This is a genomic window from Oceanispirochaeta sp. (assembly GCF_027859075.1).
Lineage (GTDB): Bacteria > Spirochaetota > Spirochaetia > DSM-2461 > DSM-2461 > Oceanispirochaeta.
This window is the reverse complement of record NZ_JAQIBL010000106.1, coordinates 1-16,299: the sequence shown is the minus strand read 5'-3', so window position 1 is coordinate 16,299 and position 16,299 is coordinate 1. Positions and strand designations below refer to the sequence as shown.

The window sequence follows — 16,299 nt, the reverse complement described above, 5'->3', positions numbered from 1 at the left end:
TGTCAGATCTTCCAGTGAGGAAGGAGGATTCAAAAGTACTTCCGAATCATAGCAGATGGCAAAATAGCCCCAGTCAAAGGGGAGAAGGTGGTTGGACTCATCAAATTTCAGTTCACTGGAAATACTGGAGAGGGCGGGAGCATCATAGGGTTCCAGAACTCCCTCTGCCAGGGTCCTGGCCAGAAGATTGTTATCCGGGCCGATGAGAAGGTCCGCCCGAGGCTCGTCTTTTTCCATGATAACCTTGGTCAGGACCATCACGGCATCACCCGGGGCATTCAGTTTCACCTCAATACCGGTTCGGGCTGTGAATTCCTGAACCAGAGCAGGTCCGGGGCCCCATTCTGAGGCAAAAGAATCATAGCAGTAGATATTGAGAATTTTTTCTTCCCCGGGGGAAGAATCTTCTACCTCAAGAGACGAGGAGGTCATCTCCTGCTTTCCCGATGCAAAAATCATAGGGGCTAAAAGCAGGATCATAAGAGTAACAATAGCTTTTTTCATGAAAAGACTCCTGGTGAAAAATAACCAGGGGAGTGTGTAAGACAGGTCCTTTTCCCTTCGCCGGCATTATCCGTATCAGGTTCAATGGGTATGATCTCAGGTTCCACTTGAGGGAACCACCCCTGGGTTGGGTAGATCATACTCCTTCAAAACTACATGGTCAATACGGGGCTATTCCGGGGGTGAAAGAGATTCAAATTACTTTTTCCTCTTGACGGCATCATCAAATTCGGCCCAGGCTTTTCTCTTCTCCCGGGGGGAGTAGTTTTTATCTTTTTTTTGATAACGGTTGACACTCCCTTTGGTGTTCCCTTTTTTCGGGGATACCGCTTTCTCCTTCCCTCCCGGTTTCTTCCGGCTCCCGTATCCTCTGTAGGGGCTTCCTTCAATCGGGGTGTCGGAGAACATCGAGACATAGCTGTCATAGCGGCCTGTCAGGCGGAGAATGAATCTTCCCCACCAGCTCAGCTCTTTGTATGATTTCTCAAACATGGTCAGAAGTTTCAACTGGAACAGGGAATCTACTTTTCTGAAACTCTTCAGATCCGGTTGGAAATAGAGTCCCATGGCATCCTTGATTCTGGTTGTACTCGTCACACCTTTGATATGCTGCAGAAAATGATAGGCTGATTCAGCCACCCGGGTCGGCTTCTGCAGGAGCTCCCAAAGCTGCTGATCTTTGTCTCTAATTCTGGATAGAATATCCGCGAGAAAATTGCTGCGGCTGAAAAACTGTGTGTACTTCTCTGTTTTATTGTGTCTTAAAAGGTCGCTCATCTGATCCTGGTACAGGAAGAGCAGGCTGTTTCTGATAGTGCTGATTTCCCTGGTAAAATAACGGAAGAGAAAATCCTTATGGATAATCATATTATTGAGGAGAACCAGTTCTGGTTGTTCCTTACCTTCACCCCTCAGGAGGACGGACTGTTTGAATTCTTCCCGGAATCCTTCCCATTTTTCCTCATTTACCTTCAGTTTTGCATCCAGGACGCTGATATGGGTCCAGGAAGCCTCTTTTTCCTTGTATTCACGGATGATTTCAGCCTGAGCCTTATTTTTCTCAGTTTCCTGAACCAATTCTTCCTTTTTTTCAGTCAGGGTATTCTGGAAGTAGGTCTGCAGGAGCTGGCAGCTCGTAAATATCATTGGATTCAGACCCTTCAGTCTGAGTTTGAGGTCCTCTTTGTGTTCGATGAGTTTCTGACAAATCATGATCCAGAAGTCGGGTTCTTTTTTAGTCAGGTTATTCTGAATCTCACTGATTTTCTGTGTCGTTATGCGGGATAGGTTTTCCATAAGATTGGGGCTGACCAATTCCAACCGGATATGAGTGATCAATGCCGCAATGAATTCATTCATCATTCCAGATGGAAAGAGGATGGGAGATTTCATTTTTCGATTGATCCCTATGATTTTTAAATCTTTGTTTCTCTTCAAGAACCCGGGGCTGAGCATGGTTGTTTCCAGGGGTGTGATCATATCCCCCGGGAGGGTTATCCCTTCATCATCAAAGGCTTTTATGGTTAAATAAGGCTGTTTGTGCTCGAACATATGACGGGCAAAAAGATCTTCCGTCAGGTAATAAAAAAAGGGAAGACCATCCTTATCGCTGAGAATGATGCGGGATGCTTTTATTTCACCATCATTCAGTCCGTATTGGAGGAGTCCCATATGGGCTGACTTTAGTTTTCCCATCAGAAGTTCCAGCTGATTGTTGGAGGCTAAAAAAGATTTTGAACTCTTCAGAATAAAATGATTGTAGTCCAGCACTGGATTCCAGAATTCACATATATTATGGAAGAGCTGGTACTGAACCTGGGTAAAACTACCGATCTGTGCCAGGAATTCCTCACGACGGAATGTTTCCATGTGAAAATATTCGGGTGATTCTACTGTTTTATTTATGCTTTCCATCACCTTGTCCGGAGGGGGGTTAAATTCAGCTACCCTAAGAGTGCCGTTTATAGCATTGCCTTATAAAACATAGATCAACAGCTCAAAAAGAACAATAAGAAAGAGCCGAAACCCCGGGGCTTCGGCTCTTTCAGGAAACAAAATCAGATAGATTTCAGTGACTGGTCAATATCAGCCTTGATATCTTTGATATTCTCAAGGCCGATGGACAGGCGGATGAGATCTCCCGAGATCCCTGCGGAAATCAGATTCTCCTCGGAGAGCTGGGAATGGGTGGTAGATGCCGGGTGAATAGCCAGACTCTTGGCATCCCCCACATTGGCTACATGGGAAAACAAATCCAGGTTTTCAATGAATCTCTGACCTGCTTCCCTTCCGGCTTTTATACCGAAGACAACCATTCCTCCGGCCCCGGAGGGCAGGAATTTTTGAGCCAGGGGATGAGCGGGATCTTTTTTCAATCCGGGATACCGGACCCAGGCCACATCGGGATGGCTTTCCAGATGCTGAGCCACGGCCAGTGCATTTTTGGAATGTCGTTCCATCCTGATCGCCAGGGTTTCAAGCCCCTGGAGGAACATCCAGCAGTTGTCCGGTGATATTGAGCCTCCCAGATTCCTTAAAGGAACAGTCCTCATCCTTAAGATGAAGGCCAGAGGGCTCAGGTCTCCCAGATCCTGGGCAAAGCGAAGGCCGTGATAGCCTCCATCGGGCTCGTTGTAGAGAGAGAATTTCGGGTTTTTCCAGTTAAAGGTACCCGAGTCCACCACAATCCCGCCGATGGCTGTGCCATGCCCCCCAATCCATTTTGTCAGTGAATGGATGACCACATGCGCCCCATGCTCTATCGGTCTGAGAAGGTAGGGAGTGGTGAATGTCGAGTCTACAACAAGGGGTATTTCAAATTCCTTTGACAGGGCCGAGAACATGTCCAGGTCGGATATATCCAGGGAGGGATTTCCAATGGTTTCGGTATACAGAACCCTGGTCTTGTCGTTGATCGCGGCTTTCAGTGCTGCCTTATCTTTTGGATCGGCAAACCTGACCTTTATACCGAACTGAGGCAGAATGTCATTGAACATGACATAGGTTCCTCCGTAAAGGTTAGAACTGGAAACTACTTCATCCCCATGATTACAGATGTTGATGATGCTGTAGAATATGGCATTCGTTCCTGATGCCAGTGCCAGTGCCGCCGTACCGCCTTCCAGGGCTGCCACTCTCTGCTCCAGAACATCCTGTGTGGGGTTCCCCAGACGGGTGTAGATATTCCCCAACTCTTTCAGGGCAAAGAGATTCTGGGCATGTTCTGCTGAGTCAAACAGATAGGCCGTCGTCCGGTGCAGAGGCACGCCTCTTGATTTCGTTCCGTCTACAGTCTGACCTGCGTGCAGGGCCACTGTCTCAAATGAAGGGTTGTTAATATTGCTATAGGGCATAATTTTTTTTCTCCTTGTACTTAGGTATTCCTGGGTTCTGGGTCTTAAACATCTTGAAACAGCCATGTGCTCAGATATCGTTCTCCTGTATCACAGCCGATGGTGACAATCGTTTTTCCCTAGTTTTCGGGTCTGCCTGCCAGAATTTCCGCGGCTCTGACATTCGCTCCGGCGGAAATACCCACCAGTATACCTTCTTCTTTTGCCAGTTTCCTGGCGGTTTCTCCCGCTTCTGACGAGGTAACCTGAATCACATCATCATAAATGGCTGTATTCAGGACTGCCGGCATGAAACCGGCTCCTATTCCCTGTATCTTGTGAGGACCAGGTTGTCCACCCGAGAGTATGGGTGATTCTACAGGTTCCACCGCATAGGATTTAAGATGGGGATTCTTCTTTTTCAGAACCTCAGTGACTCCTGTGAGGGTTCCTCCAGTTCCGACTCCGGCAACAAAGATATCGACTTTCTCTCCGCTGTCTTCCCATATCTCTTCAGCCGTGGTCTGCCTGTGGGCTTCCGGATTGGCAGGGTTTTCAAACTGCTGAAGGATCAGGGAATTCTCAATTCCTTCATGAAGCTCTTGAGCCTTGTCCAGGGCCGCCTTCATCCCTCCGCTCCCGGGGGTCAGGATCAGTTCCGCCCCAAAAAGCTTGAGGAGTTTTCTCCTTTCCACACTCATGGTATCGGGCATGGTCAGGATGAGTTTGTATCCCCTCTGAGCACAGATATAGGCAAGGGCTACCCCTGTATTCCCACTGGTCGGTTCAATCAGAGTTGTTCCGGCCTTCAGTTGACCGCTCTTTTCAGCGGCCTCTATCATATACTTTCCAATCCTGTCCTTCACACTTCCCAGGGGATTGAAAAATTCAAGCTTGAGAAGAATTTCAGCTTTGCTGCCAAATTTGTTCAACCTGACGAGGGGTGTTTTTCCTACCAGTTCCGTGATGTTTTTCGCAATTTTTTGACTCAATTTATGCCTCCTATTTTAATTCTTGTTTCTAAACTAGATAAAATACATGGGTTCATCCGCTTCCCGTACCTGTTTTGCCAGATCATCCAGGCTGATCTCTTCAAGGGCTTTTTTAATGGCCAGACTCACCTTATTCCATACATTCCGGGTTATGCATTGTCCTGACCGGTTGCAATTTTTTTCGTTATTCAGACAATCTACAATATCCAGACCGCCTTCCATTACCTCGACAATCTCCTTCAGGGTTATCCCGGCTGGATCCTTTGTGAGCAGGTAGCCGCCATGAGCTCCCCGAACGGATCTTATAAGACCGGCTCCCCGGAGGGTGATGACTATCTGGCTCAGATACTTCTCTGAAATTTCCTCTTTTCTTGAAATTTCATTTAACTGCATCGGGCCCTGTTGGAAATTCCATGCCAGATTGACCATTAAACGAGTCGCATATCTGGATTTGGTGGACAGTTTCATTTCCTGAATTCCTTAATTACTATAATATCTATTAGAATAGTAGTGATTGAATCCGGACATTGCAAGGGGATGTCTAAAAAAATTGGAAAATTATTTATTCTTCGCAATTTATAACTAGTCGATCCAGTCCCGATCTGAATGTATCCAGTTCATTCTGGGTATGGCTTAATTCTGCCAGAGTAGACTGTCGGATACCCACTGATGTCTCTGAATAATAGGATATAATCAAAGGACTTTATTGATAAATGGAGTCAGCTCTCTTATTCTTAATAAGGATGGGAGAGTCTAGAAACAAAATGGCACAAAAACTTGTTTTCAATACAATTAAGACTGAACAACCTAATACCCCTGCTGAAAGTTGGAATATCCTGATAGTGGATGATGATGTTGATGTCCATGAGGCCACTGTTTTTGCCTTGAAGGGAGAAATCATTCTGGGCAAGTCTCTGGAATTCTTTCATGCCTATACCGGGGAGGAGGGTCTTGAAAAAATCAAAACCATTCCGGATCTCGCTATTATTCTGATGGATGTTGTCATGGAAACTAAAACATCAGGACTCGAAGCCATTCAGACCATCCGTGAAGAACTGGACCTCCATATGGTCCGCATCATTCTCAGTACCGGTCAACCCGGAGATGCACCCGAACTTGACACCATTCACAGGTATGACATCAATGACTACAAAACAAAAAGTGAGCTGACCCGTAATAAGCTTATGACAACAGTCATTACCGCCATCCGGTCCTACAGTCAGCTTCAAATCATAGAGGATGGCAAGGCAGGACTGGAGAAGATAATTAATGCCAACAGCCAATTCAGGTCTGATCTCAGCCTGGAGTCCTTCGGGACAAAGGTCCTTCTTCTTACTTCCAGCCTATTCCATCTCCCTCTGGACGGCTTTATATGCCGTACCCTGAAAGATGGAAGGAGCGACCGGATCAGGATCATTGCTTCCTCGGGCAGTTTCAAGGAAAAGGGTAATTATCAGTCTGGCCTATGAGGATGTGAGCCTGGGAATTCCTAATCTCAGTGCCCTGATCAGAGAGATTGAAAGTGTAATTCCCTATACAGATAAATCCTTGTATCTTGTTGATATTAATCAATTTGGCACACTCAATGACATCCTGGGTCATATCTATGGAGATCTCGTACTAGAGTCCTTTGTTTTGAGACTGAAACAGGCTTTTCCGGAAGGGGCTTTTATCGCCCGTGTTTCTGGGGACGTTTTTGGTATTATCGGTCCCCGGATAGAGTTCAGCGAGCTGCAGAACTATTTCAGGGCTCCCATTGATGTTTCTGGTGGGGTTCAGCAGATATCGGTGAGCATTGGTTGTCTTGATCTGGATGATGAGTCTCTTTCCGGTTCAGATTATCTTATTAATGCAAATATTGCCCTGAAAAGGGCTAAATCTGATGGACTGGGGAAATCTGTTCGTTACAATCCGAGTATCGGACTGCAGACAAGAGAGCGCATCAAGCTTCTCCAGGAGTTGAAGTCTGCCTTTACCCATGAAAAAATGTTTCTCATGTATCAACCACAGGTCATGCTGAATGGGGGTGCGCCCCTTGGTTTCGAGGCTTTGATGCGGTGGAAGACCGGGGAGGGACAGTTTATTTCTCCTTCGGATTTTATCCCTCTGGCAGAGCAGGGTGGTCTCATTGTTCCCATGGGAACATGGATCCTCCGGATGGCATTGCATACCCTTTCAGAGATTCATAAGGCAGGTTATCCAGATCTTCAGATGGCCATCAATGTTTCGGCTATTCAGCTGAGAAATCCTGATTTTCTTTCCATTCTGAAGCAGGCCCTGGCAGATACAAAAGTCAATCCTCACCGGGTTGAGCTGGAAATTACCGAATCTGTTGCGGTTCTGGGTGTTGAACAGGTGGTCCGTTTGTTTCTTCAAATCAAGGCCATGGGAGTCTCTATTGCTATCGATGATTTCGGAACTGGATATTCCTCCCTCTCTTCTATTGATCGTTGGCCCGCGGACAGACTTAAAATTGACAGTGCATTTGTCAGCAGGATTGATAAACATAAGCCTGGTGGCCGTATTGTTGACCTCGTTATTCCCCTGGGTCAAAAACTGGGAATGAAGGTTCTGGCAGAGGGTATTGAAACAGTCGAACAGGCTGATCACTTAAAAAAATTAGGCTGCCTGGAAGGACAGGGTTATCTTTACGGCCGCCCCATGGTTTATGAGGATGCACTACAATGGCTCAGGAAGTCCAAATCGTAATAGTGCTTTAATAGCTTCTACTGAATCTCCCCTTAAAACCGGGGGCCCTTGAGACCCCCGGTTTTCTTACTTCATACGCAGTAAGTCAGGATATTTTTTTTCTAGCTCTTCTAATTTCGGGAGATCCCAATAGACAACATATCCTTGAGTAGGATTCAGTTTAATAAAATTCTGATGATATTCTTCGGCAGGATAAAACTCAGTAAGGGGTACTACTTCTGTCACAATTTTAGAAGGGTAAAGCTTTTTTGAATCCAGCTCTTTTATCGCCTTCAGTGTAGAGGTCCTTTGTGAGTCTGTAGTATAGAAAACCACAGAACGATATTCACTTCCATGATCCGGTCCCTGATAGTTTAATTGAGTAGGATCATGAGCCACGGCAAAAAAGACTTCCAATAAGGTCTCAAAACTGATGACACCGGGATCAAACACAATTTCAACAGATTCAGCATGACCGGTTTTCCCGGTCCCGACACTATAATACGTTGCCGTGTCTGCTGATCCTCCTGAATATCCGGAAACAACATTTTCTACACCTTTCAGGCTTTCAAATACGGCTTCCACACCCCAGAAACATCCCCCTGCAAATACGGCAGTTTCTATGTTTTCAGCTGTTGTCCTTTTTTCAGGCACAGCTTCCATCGATTCAGATTTCATCTCATCGCCTTTGCTTTCAGATTGGCCCGAAGCATAAAGACCTGATTGTGAAATACCAAGCACCATCAAGAGCTGAAACACTGCCATCACTCTCCATGTCTTTTTTATATTCTTCATATTTGACTCCAATTGATTTACTTGAATAGTGTGAGATATTGACCATAACCTTCAATTTCCAACCGATTTACCGGGATAAATCGGAGGGATGCAGAGTTGATACAATATCTTAGTCCTGTGGGATCAGGACCGTCATTGAAGACATGCCCCAGATGTGAGTCTCCATAAAAACTTCTGACTTCGGTACGGGTATAGCCCAGTTTTTTATCACGGAGAGATTTAATATTTCCGGATTCTAAGGGTTTTGAGAAACTGGGCCATCCTGTTCCGGATTCGTATTTATCGGTAGAGCTGAAAAGAGGCTCTCCCGATACGATATCAACATAAATTCCTTCTTCATGATTATCCCAGTAGATGTTGTTAAAAGAAGGTTCTGTCCCTTCTTCCTGAGTCACCCTGTATTGCATCGGGTCCAGATTGGTCTTGAGTATTTCCTTCGAAGGTTTTGCATACTCCCTCTCTTCTGTCATGGGCGGGTGTACGGGCTCGGACTGATCCATCTCTTCTTCTATCATCATCAACTCCTGATTTCCGCTGGCAACAACGGCCAGGGATGCACAAGTAATAATTACCAGGGCTGCAAATACAATCTTTTTCATATTTCTTTTTCTCCTCTCGCTTCCAAGGCTCCCGGGGAGCCCTGGTGAATAAATATTAACCGAAAGTAAAGGCAAATAACTTTGCCTTCCCATGTACCTTTAAGATGAGCCGATGTTGTCCCGTTTCGGGCAGGCTCAGAATCTCATACAGTCTGCTTTCATCAATGATCAGTTTTCCACCCTGAACATCGATAGTGTCGTTTCCTGGATCTCCATCTAACAGGACTTCGATCCATGAATCCTCTTCAGTCTTTTCCAGGACCAGATAAACATTTTTGGCATGAAACTCCAGGTTGAGAATCCCCTTATCCACTGACTCGATGAATTCCCTTTTAAAGGTCCAGGGACCCTGGAGAGACCACTCACCATTTTTCAGTTGTTCTTCAGGGGCATAGCGGACCACATTGTTGTTCAGTCTCTCCGTCTTTGACTTAAATCCCTCGGTCCTTCCAAAGCCGAGATAGATTTCGTGGGTCTGGCTCTTCACAATCTTCTCTGGCGTATCGGTCATTTTGATTGTTGTCTTCCTGCCGGCTTCATCCAGGAGTTTCCGGATCACCTTTTCAGACTCCTCATACTGACCTTCTCCAAAGTGAAAATAGCGCAGGTTCCCCTGGGCATCAATAAAATAATGGGCAGGCCAGTATCGATTTTGATAGGCCTTCCACTGCAAAAAGTCATTATCCAGGACAACCGGCCATGTGACGCCCAGATCTTTCATTGCTTTTTCAACGTTTTCCAGTTTCTTTTCAAAGGCAAATTCAGGGGAATGCACTCCAATGATGACCAGCCCCTCATCCGCATAGGCATCATGCCAGGCCCTGAGATGGGGGAGTGTGCGAACGCAGTTGATGCAGCTGTAGGTCCAGAAATCAATCAGAATGACCTTTCCTTTCAGGCTTTCCATGGTCAGAGCCTGGTTTCCCTCCGTATTGAGCCAGGGGCCAGGGGTCACAATCTCCGGGACCAGGCCATAGTCACCCAGCCTTGCATTTTTTGGTTCGTCAGTCCTCGACATCAGCCCGCTATCCGTCTGTACGGGCAGGACCTCGTTGTTTCTGTCTTTTAAAATTGATCTTACAGAATCTCTGTCTTCAAAGGCTGTTAATCCAGAGCCATAATCGGGAAAGAGATCGAGCAGGGCCGACTGAAACTGGCGGTCAATACCAAAGGCTATGGATACGCCCACAAGGATCATCAGGACACCAAAAATCTTTTGGATTCTCTTCGGATTTCTGGATAAGCGGGGGAACCTGTTTATAACTTTGCGTCCTCCCATCATGATGATGAACATGGGAATGGATGTTCCCAGAGAGTAGGCCAGAATGATAAGAACCGAGGCTCCATCCACACTCTGAGTTATGGCCAGGCTGATCACAGAGGCCATAATGGGACCTACACAGGGAGTCCAGACTAGGCCGAGGCTGATTCCCACCATAAATCCGCCGAAAAACCCGGAAGATGAGCGCTTGATACCGCTCCGGCTGGTCATCTTTGATGCAAAAACTTCAAACTGGGTCCTCAGCCAGGGAACAATCATGACCGTTCCAAATAGTACCAGGAGAACTACAGCGGCAATCCGGAGAGAGTCGGGGGGAATATTCAAAAATTGAACAAGACTCGATAGCAGTAAAGTAAAGGCACTGAAGCTGGTGATGAATCCAAGAACGACACCCAGAGGTCTCCTCTTTCCACCTACACTGCCCGACAGGACAATGGGAAGAACCGGGAGTATGCAGGGGGAGAGTATGGTCACAATACCCGACAGAAAGGCAAAAAAGAGGAGGATGGCCATACTAGTTCCTCTCCAGAGATGAGACAGTCGTGGGCAATAATACGAAGAAGAATAAAGTTGTCATAGTTTTCATATGAACCTCCGCTCTAAAAGTAAGTTGCAAAGATCACAAAACTGTCACGAAATGAGAAACAATGAATAAACTTTGCCATTACTACTTTAAGGGGAGTATGATCCTGAAAAAAGCTCCTGATCCCTGAGGACTTTCCGCCTGGATGATTCCTCCATGGAGATTCACTATTTCTTTCACAATCGCCAGTCCCAGACCCGTACCGGGTGATCTTCTATCCCGGCTTTTATCAGCCCGGTAGAAGCGCTCAAAGATATGGGGGAGATCCTCAGCCGATATCCCAGGTCCTGTATCAGTCAGAAGGATGATCAATTGATCATTCTCGTTGAGAATCGAAATTTGAATTTCTCCCCCATCAGGTGTGTGGGACAAGGCATTCTCCAGAAGGTTTGTTAAAACCCGTTCCAGCATTCCAATGTCACCCTCTAACACCGGGATCTCATCACTATGCTTCATATGTATGGCAATATTTGATTTCTCAGCTTGAGGTTGGAGCTTTAGAATCACATCCTGCACCAGTTCTGCAAATTGAAAAGGTTCTTTCTCCGGTAGAACCTGCCGGGATTCCAGTTTTGCCAGGTCAAAGAGTTCTTCCACCAGTTTCTGGAAGCTTGAAACATTTTTGAGGATGATCTCCAGGAAATTCCTGCGTTCGGGAACCGTCAGCTTCTCATCCTTTAAAAGGATTGTCTCCAGATGTCCCCGGATGGATGTCAGCGGGCTCCGCAGATCATGAGAGATATTGGCAATAAGATCTGTGCGCTGCTGTTCTGCCATATGCAGCCTTTCTACACCATTTTCGATTGAGGCCGCCATCTCGTTGAAGGCTCTGCCCAGGGCTCCCAGTTCATCCTTTCCCCGAATGTCCGTCCGGTAATCATACTGACCCCTTTCAAAGGCCCTCACTCCGGAACTCAGGTTTCTCAAGCGCCTGGTCAGGATGAAGAAAAGAGAAAATCCGGCCAATAGGGTGGCCAGAAATGCAAAAAAGAATGTACTGAGACCGGATTGCAGATAGTAGCTGCTCTGGAGCATCTTGAGGGAGCGGTCATAGCTCTGGCCTCTTAAGATCACATAGACAAAGCCTGGATCTTCACCCATCAGTAAAGCGGCGGCCGAAAATGGCTTGTCTCTGGATTCGGTTCTGGGATCAGCTCCCAATACTGCCTGCCTGCCATCGCTTTCTATAAAGGATTTCAGTGGTGTCAGGTCTATGCTTTGACGGATCAGAGGCTCCTCTGGGTGAGTGAAATAAGCCAGGATTCTCCCCTCTTCATCCAGGAGATAGATCTCGACCATTGGATTCAAGACCATCATGTAATGAATAGCTTCTTTGATTTCATCCAGGGCAAAGCCTTCTTCCACAAGAGGCTGCAGCTCTGAGGCAATGCTGGCGGCGTATTCTCTGTTGAGGAGTTGTTCCACCTCATCAAAGAGGTGCTCTGCAGCCGAAAAAGCGATGACCAGGCTGCCGGCTCCCAGAATAAGGATAAGGAGGAGGAAAATCAGTGAAATCTTGGCATAAAAGGAACGAAAAATTGTGATCATGAAAACTCCGATAGCTCGGCGAAGCGGTATCCCACTCCCCATACTGTTTTCAGGTAGACAGGGTGGGTCGGGTCTTCTTCTATTTTATTTCGCAGGCGTTTGATATGAGTATTCACGGTATGCTCATACCCTTCGTATTGATAGCCCCAAATCATTTTAAGCAGCTCTCCACGGCTGAAGGATCTACCTGGATTTCGGGCAAAGATTCCCAGCAGTTCAAACTCTTTTACAGTCAGTTCCACGATTTCATTATGGAGCAGGACTTTTCGCAGGACCTTATCAATCGTAAGCTGACCTATCACTATCTTTGACTCCGAAGAATCTTCCGGCTCTGCCGTTGCAGAAGCCCTGGAACGGCGCAGCAAGGCTTTGACCCTGGCGGTCAGTTCTCGTACCGAGAAGGGTTTGGTCATGTAGTCATCGGCGCCCAATTCCAGGGCTAACACCCGGTCAATCACATCGGCTTTGGCTGTGAGCATCATAATTGGAATGACCGAATCCTGTTCACGGATGGCTCTACAGACGGAAATTCCATCCAGCTGGGGCGGCATTATGTCCAGGATCACAAGAACGTACTTTCCCTCCAGGGCTTTTCGCAATCCAGTCTTTCCATCGATAACATGCTCGGTTTTCATACCAAGGTCTTCGAGATTCATGGATACAACTGCAGCTATTTCGCTGTCATCTTCAATAATCAGAACTGTATCAGTCTGAGTTTCCGGGGTCATTCAGTCTGCCTCTTTATTCGATTCCTATTCTGGACTGAATTATAGGGGTTGGAACGGGAGAAATCAAAATGGCAATTATTTTGCTGATTTATCCTTTTTAGTCTATATTCTGTAATAGAGGACTATAATGCTTGAGGAATTTAAGGCTCTACGCCAGGTTTCCGGTCATTCTGTCATCAAGAGAAGGCTCTATTCAGATGATTATTTTGACTTGTATATCTGGTATAAAAATGATTCAGAAGACTTCACTGGTTTTCAGCTTGTGTTTACAGTGAATGAAACCCAGATGGTATTAACTGCTGAAGCCGGCAAAATACCCGATATTCATCGGGTCGACTCGGGTGATGGTGAATTTTACAGCCCTACCGATATTGTAGACGGAGTTGGTTACTTCCCTAAAGATGATCTATTCGAAGAATTTAAAAAACGCAGTGACCTCCTTGATGAGTACATAAGAACTAACATTCTGGAAGTCATAAGTCACTATAAAGAAACGGATACGGAAGGGCTTAACTCTATTGAACCGATGAAATTAAAGAAGAACTAATAAATATGGTTTTCACTGTTTTAATAAGGGAGTGATACAAAAAAACAACATCCCTTTCCTTCGGAACTTTCCGCCCAGACACGTCCCTGATGCAATTCCACTATTTGCTTGACGATGGACAAACCAAGGCCTCTTCCAACCTTGTTCCTGACACGGGATTGATCCACCCGGTAAAACCTTTCGAAAATAAAGGGTAACTCTTCCGAAGCGATTCCGGGTCCATTCTCCTGAATGGCGATCACCACTCGATCCTCCTCTCTCCTGCATTCCACTGTCAGCCTGGTCCCTGGGGGGGTGTACTTTATTCCATTCTCAATGAGATTTCCCAAAACCTGACTCATCCGGACAACATCTATGGTCAAGTCGGGTAACGGGGAGGGGGACTCTTTGAATTCCAGGGTTGTGTTAACCAATTCAGCTTTTAACTGCCAACGCTCAACTTCTGTTTTTATGAGGCGTTCTATAGAATAGGTTTCTAAATCAAGTTTATATTCTCCCGAATCCGTTTCGGCAAGCCAGTCCAGATCATGTACAAGATTGCTAAGTGTATCTACTTCGTCAATGATTTGGTTAGATGCTTTTTTCGATGAAACTATACTATCATTCAATCCCATTGCTTCCAGTTTGATAACACTCAGGGGTGTATTAATTTCATGGCTGACATCACTGATCAGTTTTTTTCTCAGGTTCTTTTGTGTTTTAAGTGAAAGTATCATCTTATTGAAGGATTCACTCATCAGCCCTATTTCATCGGATGATTTTACCGGCAGAAGAGAAGCTTCCCCGCTTTGAGTAATACTTTGAGTTGCCTTTGTCAGTGCAATGATGGGTGCCGTGATCCGGCGGGACAAAAATGCGGCCACAAAGATCAAAATGAGAATAGAGATCAGACCCTGGAGTATCCGGGACTTAAATATTGAGACGAGGTAACGGGCAGATTCCATTTCAAGAAATTGACGGCTGATATAGATGGTCACCCTACCGACAAGCTCTGAGGTCTCTCTATCCTCTATCTGAACAGAATTTCCTTCAATGAGCGGGATATTCCCCAGATGGATCAGGTCGGAGAAACTGTTATACAGAGTCTTTCCATTCTTATCCTTGACCACAAATCTCATGGAGAGATCTACTGAGCTTTCTGTATTCTCATCTGTTTTCATTCTCTTGATTTCTTGTTGAATATTCCCCCATCCTCCATCTCTCGTGTAAGCCGCACCGAGAATCTGAGCCATATTCTGTGACCTGATCTCTGTCAGCAGATGGGGTAATTTTGAACTGGTCGTTGAGTATTCAATGACTGCGCTCAATAGCACTGAGATTAGTATTATGAAAATAAAAGCACTGAATAGACGCCAGAATATTGATTTCATAAAAATCAGCATACCAGTTTATATCCTGCTCCGTAAATCGTCTGTATGGGAGCGAAGTTGTGTATATGAATGATCTTTCTCAGACGACGAATATGGGTATCTATGGCGCGATCAAATGACTCAAAATTGTTGTCGAAAGCCTGTTCTATGAGTTGGTTCCTGGTCAGTACAACATTCGGATACCGCATAAACACTGATAATATATCAAATTGAGCCTTGCTTAACTTGATCGTCTGTCCATCCAGAAGGACTTTCTGAGTGGTTTCATCCAGAGAGAGTATGCCACAGCTGAGAATCTTCTGAACATGACCTTTGGACCGTCGGAGAACTGTTTTAACGCGAACAACCAATTCATCCGGATCGAAGGGTTTTGTAATGTAATCATCTGCTCCACAGTCCAGGCCATTAATTTTATCTTCCTTCCTGCCTTTTGCGGTCAACATGATTATAGGAACATCAGAATCCTGACGAAGAATGCGGCAAATTTCCATACCATTGAGTTGGGGCAGCATTAAATCCAGAAGTATAAGATCAGGGTTGAGGGTCCGTGCCAGTTGAAGGCCCATCTTTCCATCGTAGGCATTCTCAGCAGTAAAACCGGCTCGCTCAAGGTATATACTGATCCATTCAGCTATACGTTTTTCATCTTCAATGATTAAGATTGTATTCGTCAATAAATCGTCCCTCTCAGTATAATAAGCCTGACTGTCATTCCCTATAATTATACTGGATTTAAAAAGTCCCCGCTAAAAACACGGGGACTTTTTTTAAATAAATGGTAGTTGTTCTTAATGTTAGCGAATCAGTTTTCTCCTTGTTCCTCCCATATTATTTTTGTTTGGAACTGGAACTGGAACTGGAACTGGAACTGGAACTGGAACTGGAACTAGGTTTGTCCTCACTCGAATTAGTATCTTTTTTCTCCTGGGCTTTCTGTTCTTCTTTTTTTTGTTCTTTCAGCAGAAGTTCTTTTCTTTCACGTTCTCGCAGCCGTAATTTCTCAAGTTCTTCAAATCTGTCTCTTGCTTGTTCCGCAGTGATCTCCCCATTGACAACACCATCGATTAAGGAGTCCATTGTTTCACTTTCATTGGAATACTCTTTTTGATACTCCAGGCGCAGTTCACTGAGCAGGCCTTTTGCTTCTTGTGCAGTCATGTTTTTTTCTTCTAATGAATTACAAATCTGCTCGGTTCTCTGTTGTAATTGGTTTTCATAATCATCTTCTGTATCCCTGGCGCCTTTCGCCATTATTGCGCCAGGAATGACCAGGGCAATTAAGATCATCAATGCTATTTTCCTAATGAAAAACATTCTTGAAAGGCATATTT

Annotated in this window: 15 protein-coding genes, 1 pseudogene and 1 riboswitch; of the genes and pseudogenes, 3 read left to right on the top strand and 13 right to left on the bottom strand. The window is 45.5% G+C overall.

The genetic code is table 11. The annotated features are described in order from the left end of the window. The 5 genes and pseudogenes from PF479_RS06130 to PF479_RS06110 form a co-directional block, all read right to left on the bottom strand. A partial coding sequence (locus PF479_RS06130; RefSeq protein ID WP_298003589.1) for a thiamine ABC transporter substrate-binding protein occupies nt 1-504 on the bottom strand: 504 nt, incomplete at its 3' end. Nucleotides 505-539: 35 nt separating this feature from the next. After that, nucleotides 540-635: riboswitch (TPP riboswitch) on the bottom strand. A 67-nt stretch (nt 636-702) separates the two neighbouring features. Next, on the bottom strand, nt 703-2,418 hold the full coding sequence (locus tag PF479_RS06125) for a hypothetical protein (RefSeq protein WP_298003587.1): 1,716 nt from the start codon (nt 2,416-2,418) through the stop codon (nt 703-705). A 143-nt stretch (nt 2,419-2,561) separates the two neighbouring features. Beyond that, nucleotides 2,562-3,857 carry an O-acetylhomoserine aminocarboxypropyltransferase/cysteine synthase family protein gene (locus PF479_RS06120; RefSeq protein WP_298003584.1) on the bottom strand — a complete coding sequence of 432 codons (1,296 nt, stop codon included), beginning with the start codon at nt 3,855-3,857 and terminating at the stop codon, nt 2,562-2,564. A gap of 44 nt (nt 3,858-3,901) precedes the next feature. After that, nucleotides 3,902-4,828 (bottom strand): annotated as a pseudogene (cysK, locus tag PF479_RS06115) (cysteine synthase A). Nucleotides 4,829-4,861: 33 nt separating this feature from the next. Next, nucleotides 4,862-5,296: an RrF2 family transcriptional regulator gene (locus PF479_RS06110; protein ID WP_298003581.1), complete on the bottom strand. Its 435-nt coding sequence runs from the start codon at nt 5,294-5,296 to the stop codon at nt 4,862-4,864. Nucleotides 5,297-5,592: 296 nt separating this feature from the next. Between PF479_RS06110 and PF479_RS06105 the strand changes: the two genes are divergently transcribed. Next, on the top strand, nt 5,593-6,297 hold the full coding sequence (locus PF479_RS06105) for a DUF3369 domain-containing protein (RefSeq protein WP_298003578.1): 705 nt from the start codon (nt 5,593-5,595) through the stop codon (nt 6,295-6,297). A gap of 4 nt (nt 6,298-6,301) precedes the next feature. Then, the gene (locus PF479_RS06100; RefSeq protein WP_298003575.1) at nt 6,302-7,537 is read left to right on the top strand and encodes a bifunctional diguanylate cyclase/phosphodiesterase; all 1,236 of its coding nucleotides are present in this window, start codon (nt 6,302-6,304) and stop codon (nt 7,535-7,537) included. A 66-nt stretch (nt 7,538-7,603) separates the two neighbouring features. On the opposite strand, the gene msrA is transcribed toward PF479_RS06100, so the two are convergent. From msrA to PF479_RS06075, 5 genes are all read right to left on the bottom strand, one after another. Next, on the bottom strand, nt 7,604-8,311 hold the full coding sequence (gene msrA, locus PF479_RS06095) for a peptide-methionine (S)-S-oxide reductase MsrA (RefSeq protein WP_298003572.1): 708 nt from the start codon (nt 8,309-8,311) through the stop codon (nt 7,604-7,606). Nucleotides 8,312-8,328: 17 nt separating this feature from the next. Beyond that, the gene (gene msrB, locus PF479_RS06090; RefSeq protein WP_367277207.1) at nt 8,329-8,781 is read right to left on the bottom strand and encodes a peptide-methionine (R)-S-oxide reductase MsrB; all 453 of its coding nucleotides are present in this window, start codon (nt 8,779-8,781) and stop codon (nt 8,329-8,331) included. A gap of 184 nt (nt 8,782-8,965) precedes the next feature. Further along, nucleotides 8,966-10,705: a cytochrome c biogenesis protein DipZ gene (locus PF479_RS06085; RefSeq protein WP_298003567.1), complete on the bottom strand. Its 1,740-nt coding sequence runs from the start codon at nt 10,703-10,705 to the stop codon at nt 8,966-8,968. A gap of 154 nt (nt 10,706-10,859) precedes the next feature. After that, entirely contained in the window at nt 10,860-12,323 is a 1,464-nt protein-coding gene (locus tag PF479_RS06080; protein ID WP_298003565.1) for a cell wall metabolism sensor histidine kinase WalK, read from the bottom strand. Next, a complete protein-coding gene (locus PF479_RS06075) occupies nt 12,320-13,051 on the bottom strand; it encodes a response regulator transcription factor (RefSeq protein ID WP_298003562.1) in 732 nt (243 codons plus the stop codon). The genes PF479_RS06080 and PF479_RS06075 overlap by 4 nt, the downstream gene beginning before the upstream one ends. Before the next feature lie 127 nt (nt 13,052-13,178). Here PF479_RS06075 and PF479_RS06070 point away from each other — a divergent pair, with 127 nt between their 5' ends. Next, nucleotides 13,179-13,598: a hypothetical protein gene (locus tag PF479_RS06070; protein ID WP_298003559.1), complete on the top strand. Its 420-nt coding sequence runs from the start codon at nt 13,179-13,181 to the stop codon at nt 13,596-13,598. 20 nt (nt 13,599-13,618) lie between these two features. On the opposite strand, the gene PF479_RS06065 is transcribed toward PF479_RS06070, so the two are convergent. The 3 genes from PF479_RS06065 to PF479_RS06055 form a co-directional block, all read right to left on the bottom strand. Then, entirely contained in the window at nt 13,619-14,980 is a 1,362-nt protein-coding gene (locus PF479_RS06065) for a HAMP domain-containing sensor histidine kinase (RefSeq protein WP_298003557.1), read from the bottom strand. Then, entirely contained in the window at nt 14,974-15,642 is a 669-nt protein-coding gene (locus PF479_RS06060) for a response regulator transcription factor (protein ID WP_298003556.1), read from the bottom strand. Before PF479_RS06060 ends, PF479_RS06065 begins: the two co-directional genes overlap by 7 nt. 154 nt (nt 15,643-15,796) lie before the next feature. Beyond that, on the bottom strand, nt 15,797-16,299 hold a 503-nt coding region (locus PF479_RS06055; protein ID WP_298003554.1), incomplete at its 5' end, for a hypothetical protein.

Bases quoted from the DNA above. Each gene is read 5' to 3' on its own strand.
- PF479_RS06125 (WP_298003587.1), bottom strand. From the start codon at position 2,418: ATGGAAAGCATAAATAAAACAGTAGAATCACCCGAATATTTTCACATG.
- PF479_RS06120 (WP_298003584.1), bottom strand. From the start codon at position 3,857: ATGCCCTATAGCAATATTAACAACCCTTCATTTGAGACAGTGGCCCTG.
- PF479_RS06110 (WP_298003581.1), bottom strand. From the start codon at position 5,296: ATGAAACTGTCCACCAAATCCAGATATGCGACTCGTTTAATGGTCAAT.
- PF479_RS06105 (WP_298003578.1), top strand. From the start codon at position 5,593: ATGGCACAAAAACTTGTTTTCAATACAATTAAGACTGAACAACCTAAT.
- msrA (WP_298003572.1), bottom strand. From the start codon at position 8,311: ATGAAGAATATAAAAAAGACATGGAGAGTGATGGCAGTGTTTCAGCTC.
- msrB (WP_367277207.1), bottom strand. From the start codon at position 8,781: ATGACAGAAGAGAGGGAGTATGCAAAACCTTCGAAGGAAATACTCAAG.
- PF479_RS06085 (WP_298003567.1), bottom strand. From the start codon at position 10,705: ATGGCCATCCTCCTCTTTTTTGCCTTTCTGTCGGGTATTGTGACCATA.
- PF479_RS06080 (WP_298003565.1), bottom strand. From the start codon at position 12,323: ATGATCACAATTTTTCGTTCCTTTTATGCCAAGATTTCACTGATTTTC.
- PF479_RS06075 (WP_298003562.1), bottom strand. From the start codon at position 13,051: ATGACCCCGGAAACTCAGACTGATACAGTTCTGATTATTGAAGATGAC.
- PF479_RS06070 (WP_298003559.1), top strand. From the start codon at position 13,179: ATGCTTGAGGAATTTAAGGCTCTACGCCAGGTTTCCGGTCATTCTGTC.
- PF479_RS06065 (WP_298003557.1), bottom strand. From the start codon at position 14,980: ATGCTGATTTTTATGAAATCAATATTCTGGCGTCTATTCAGTGCTTTT.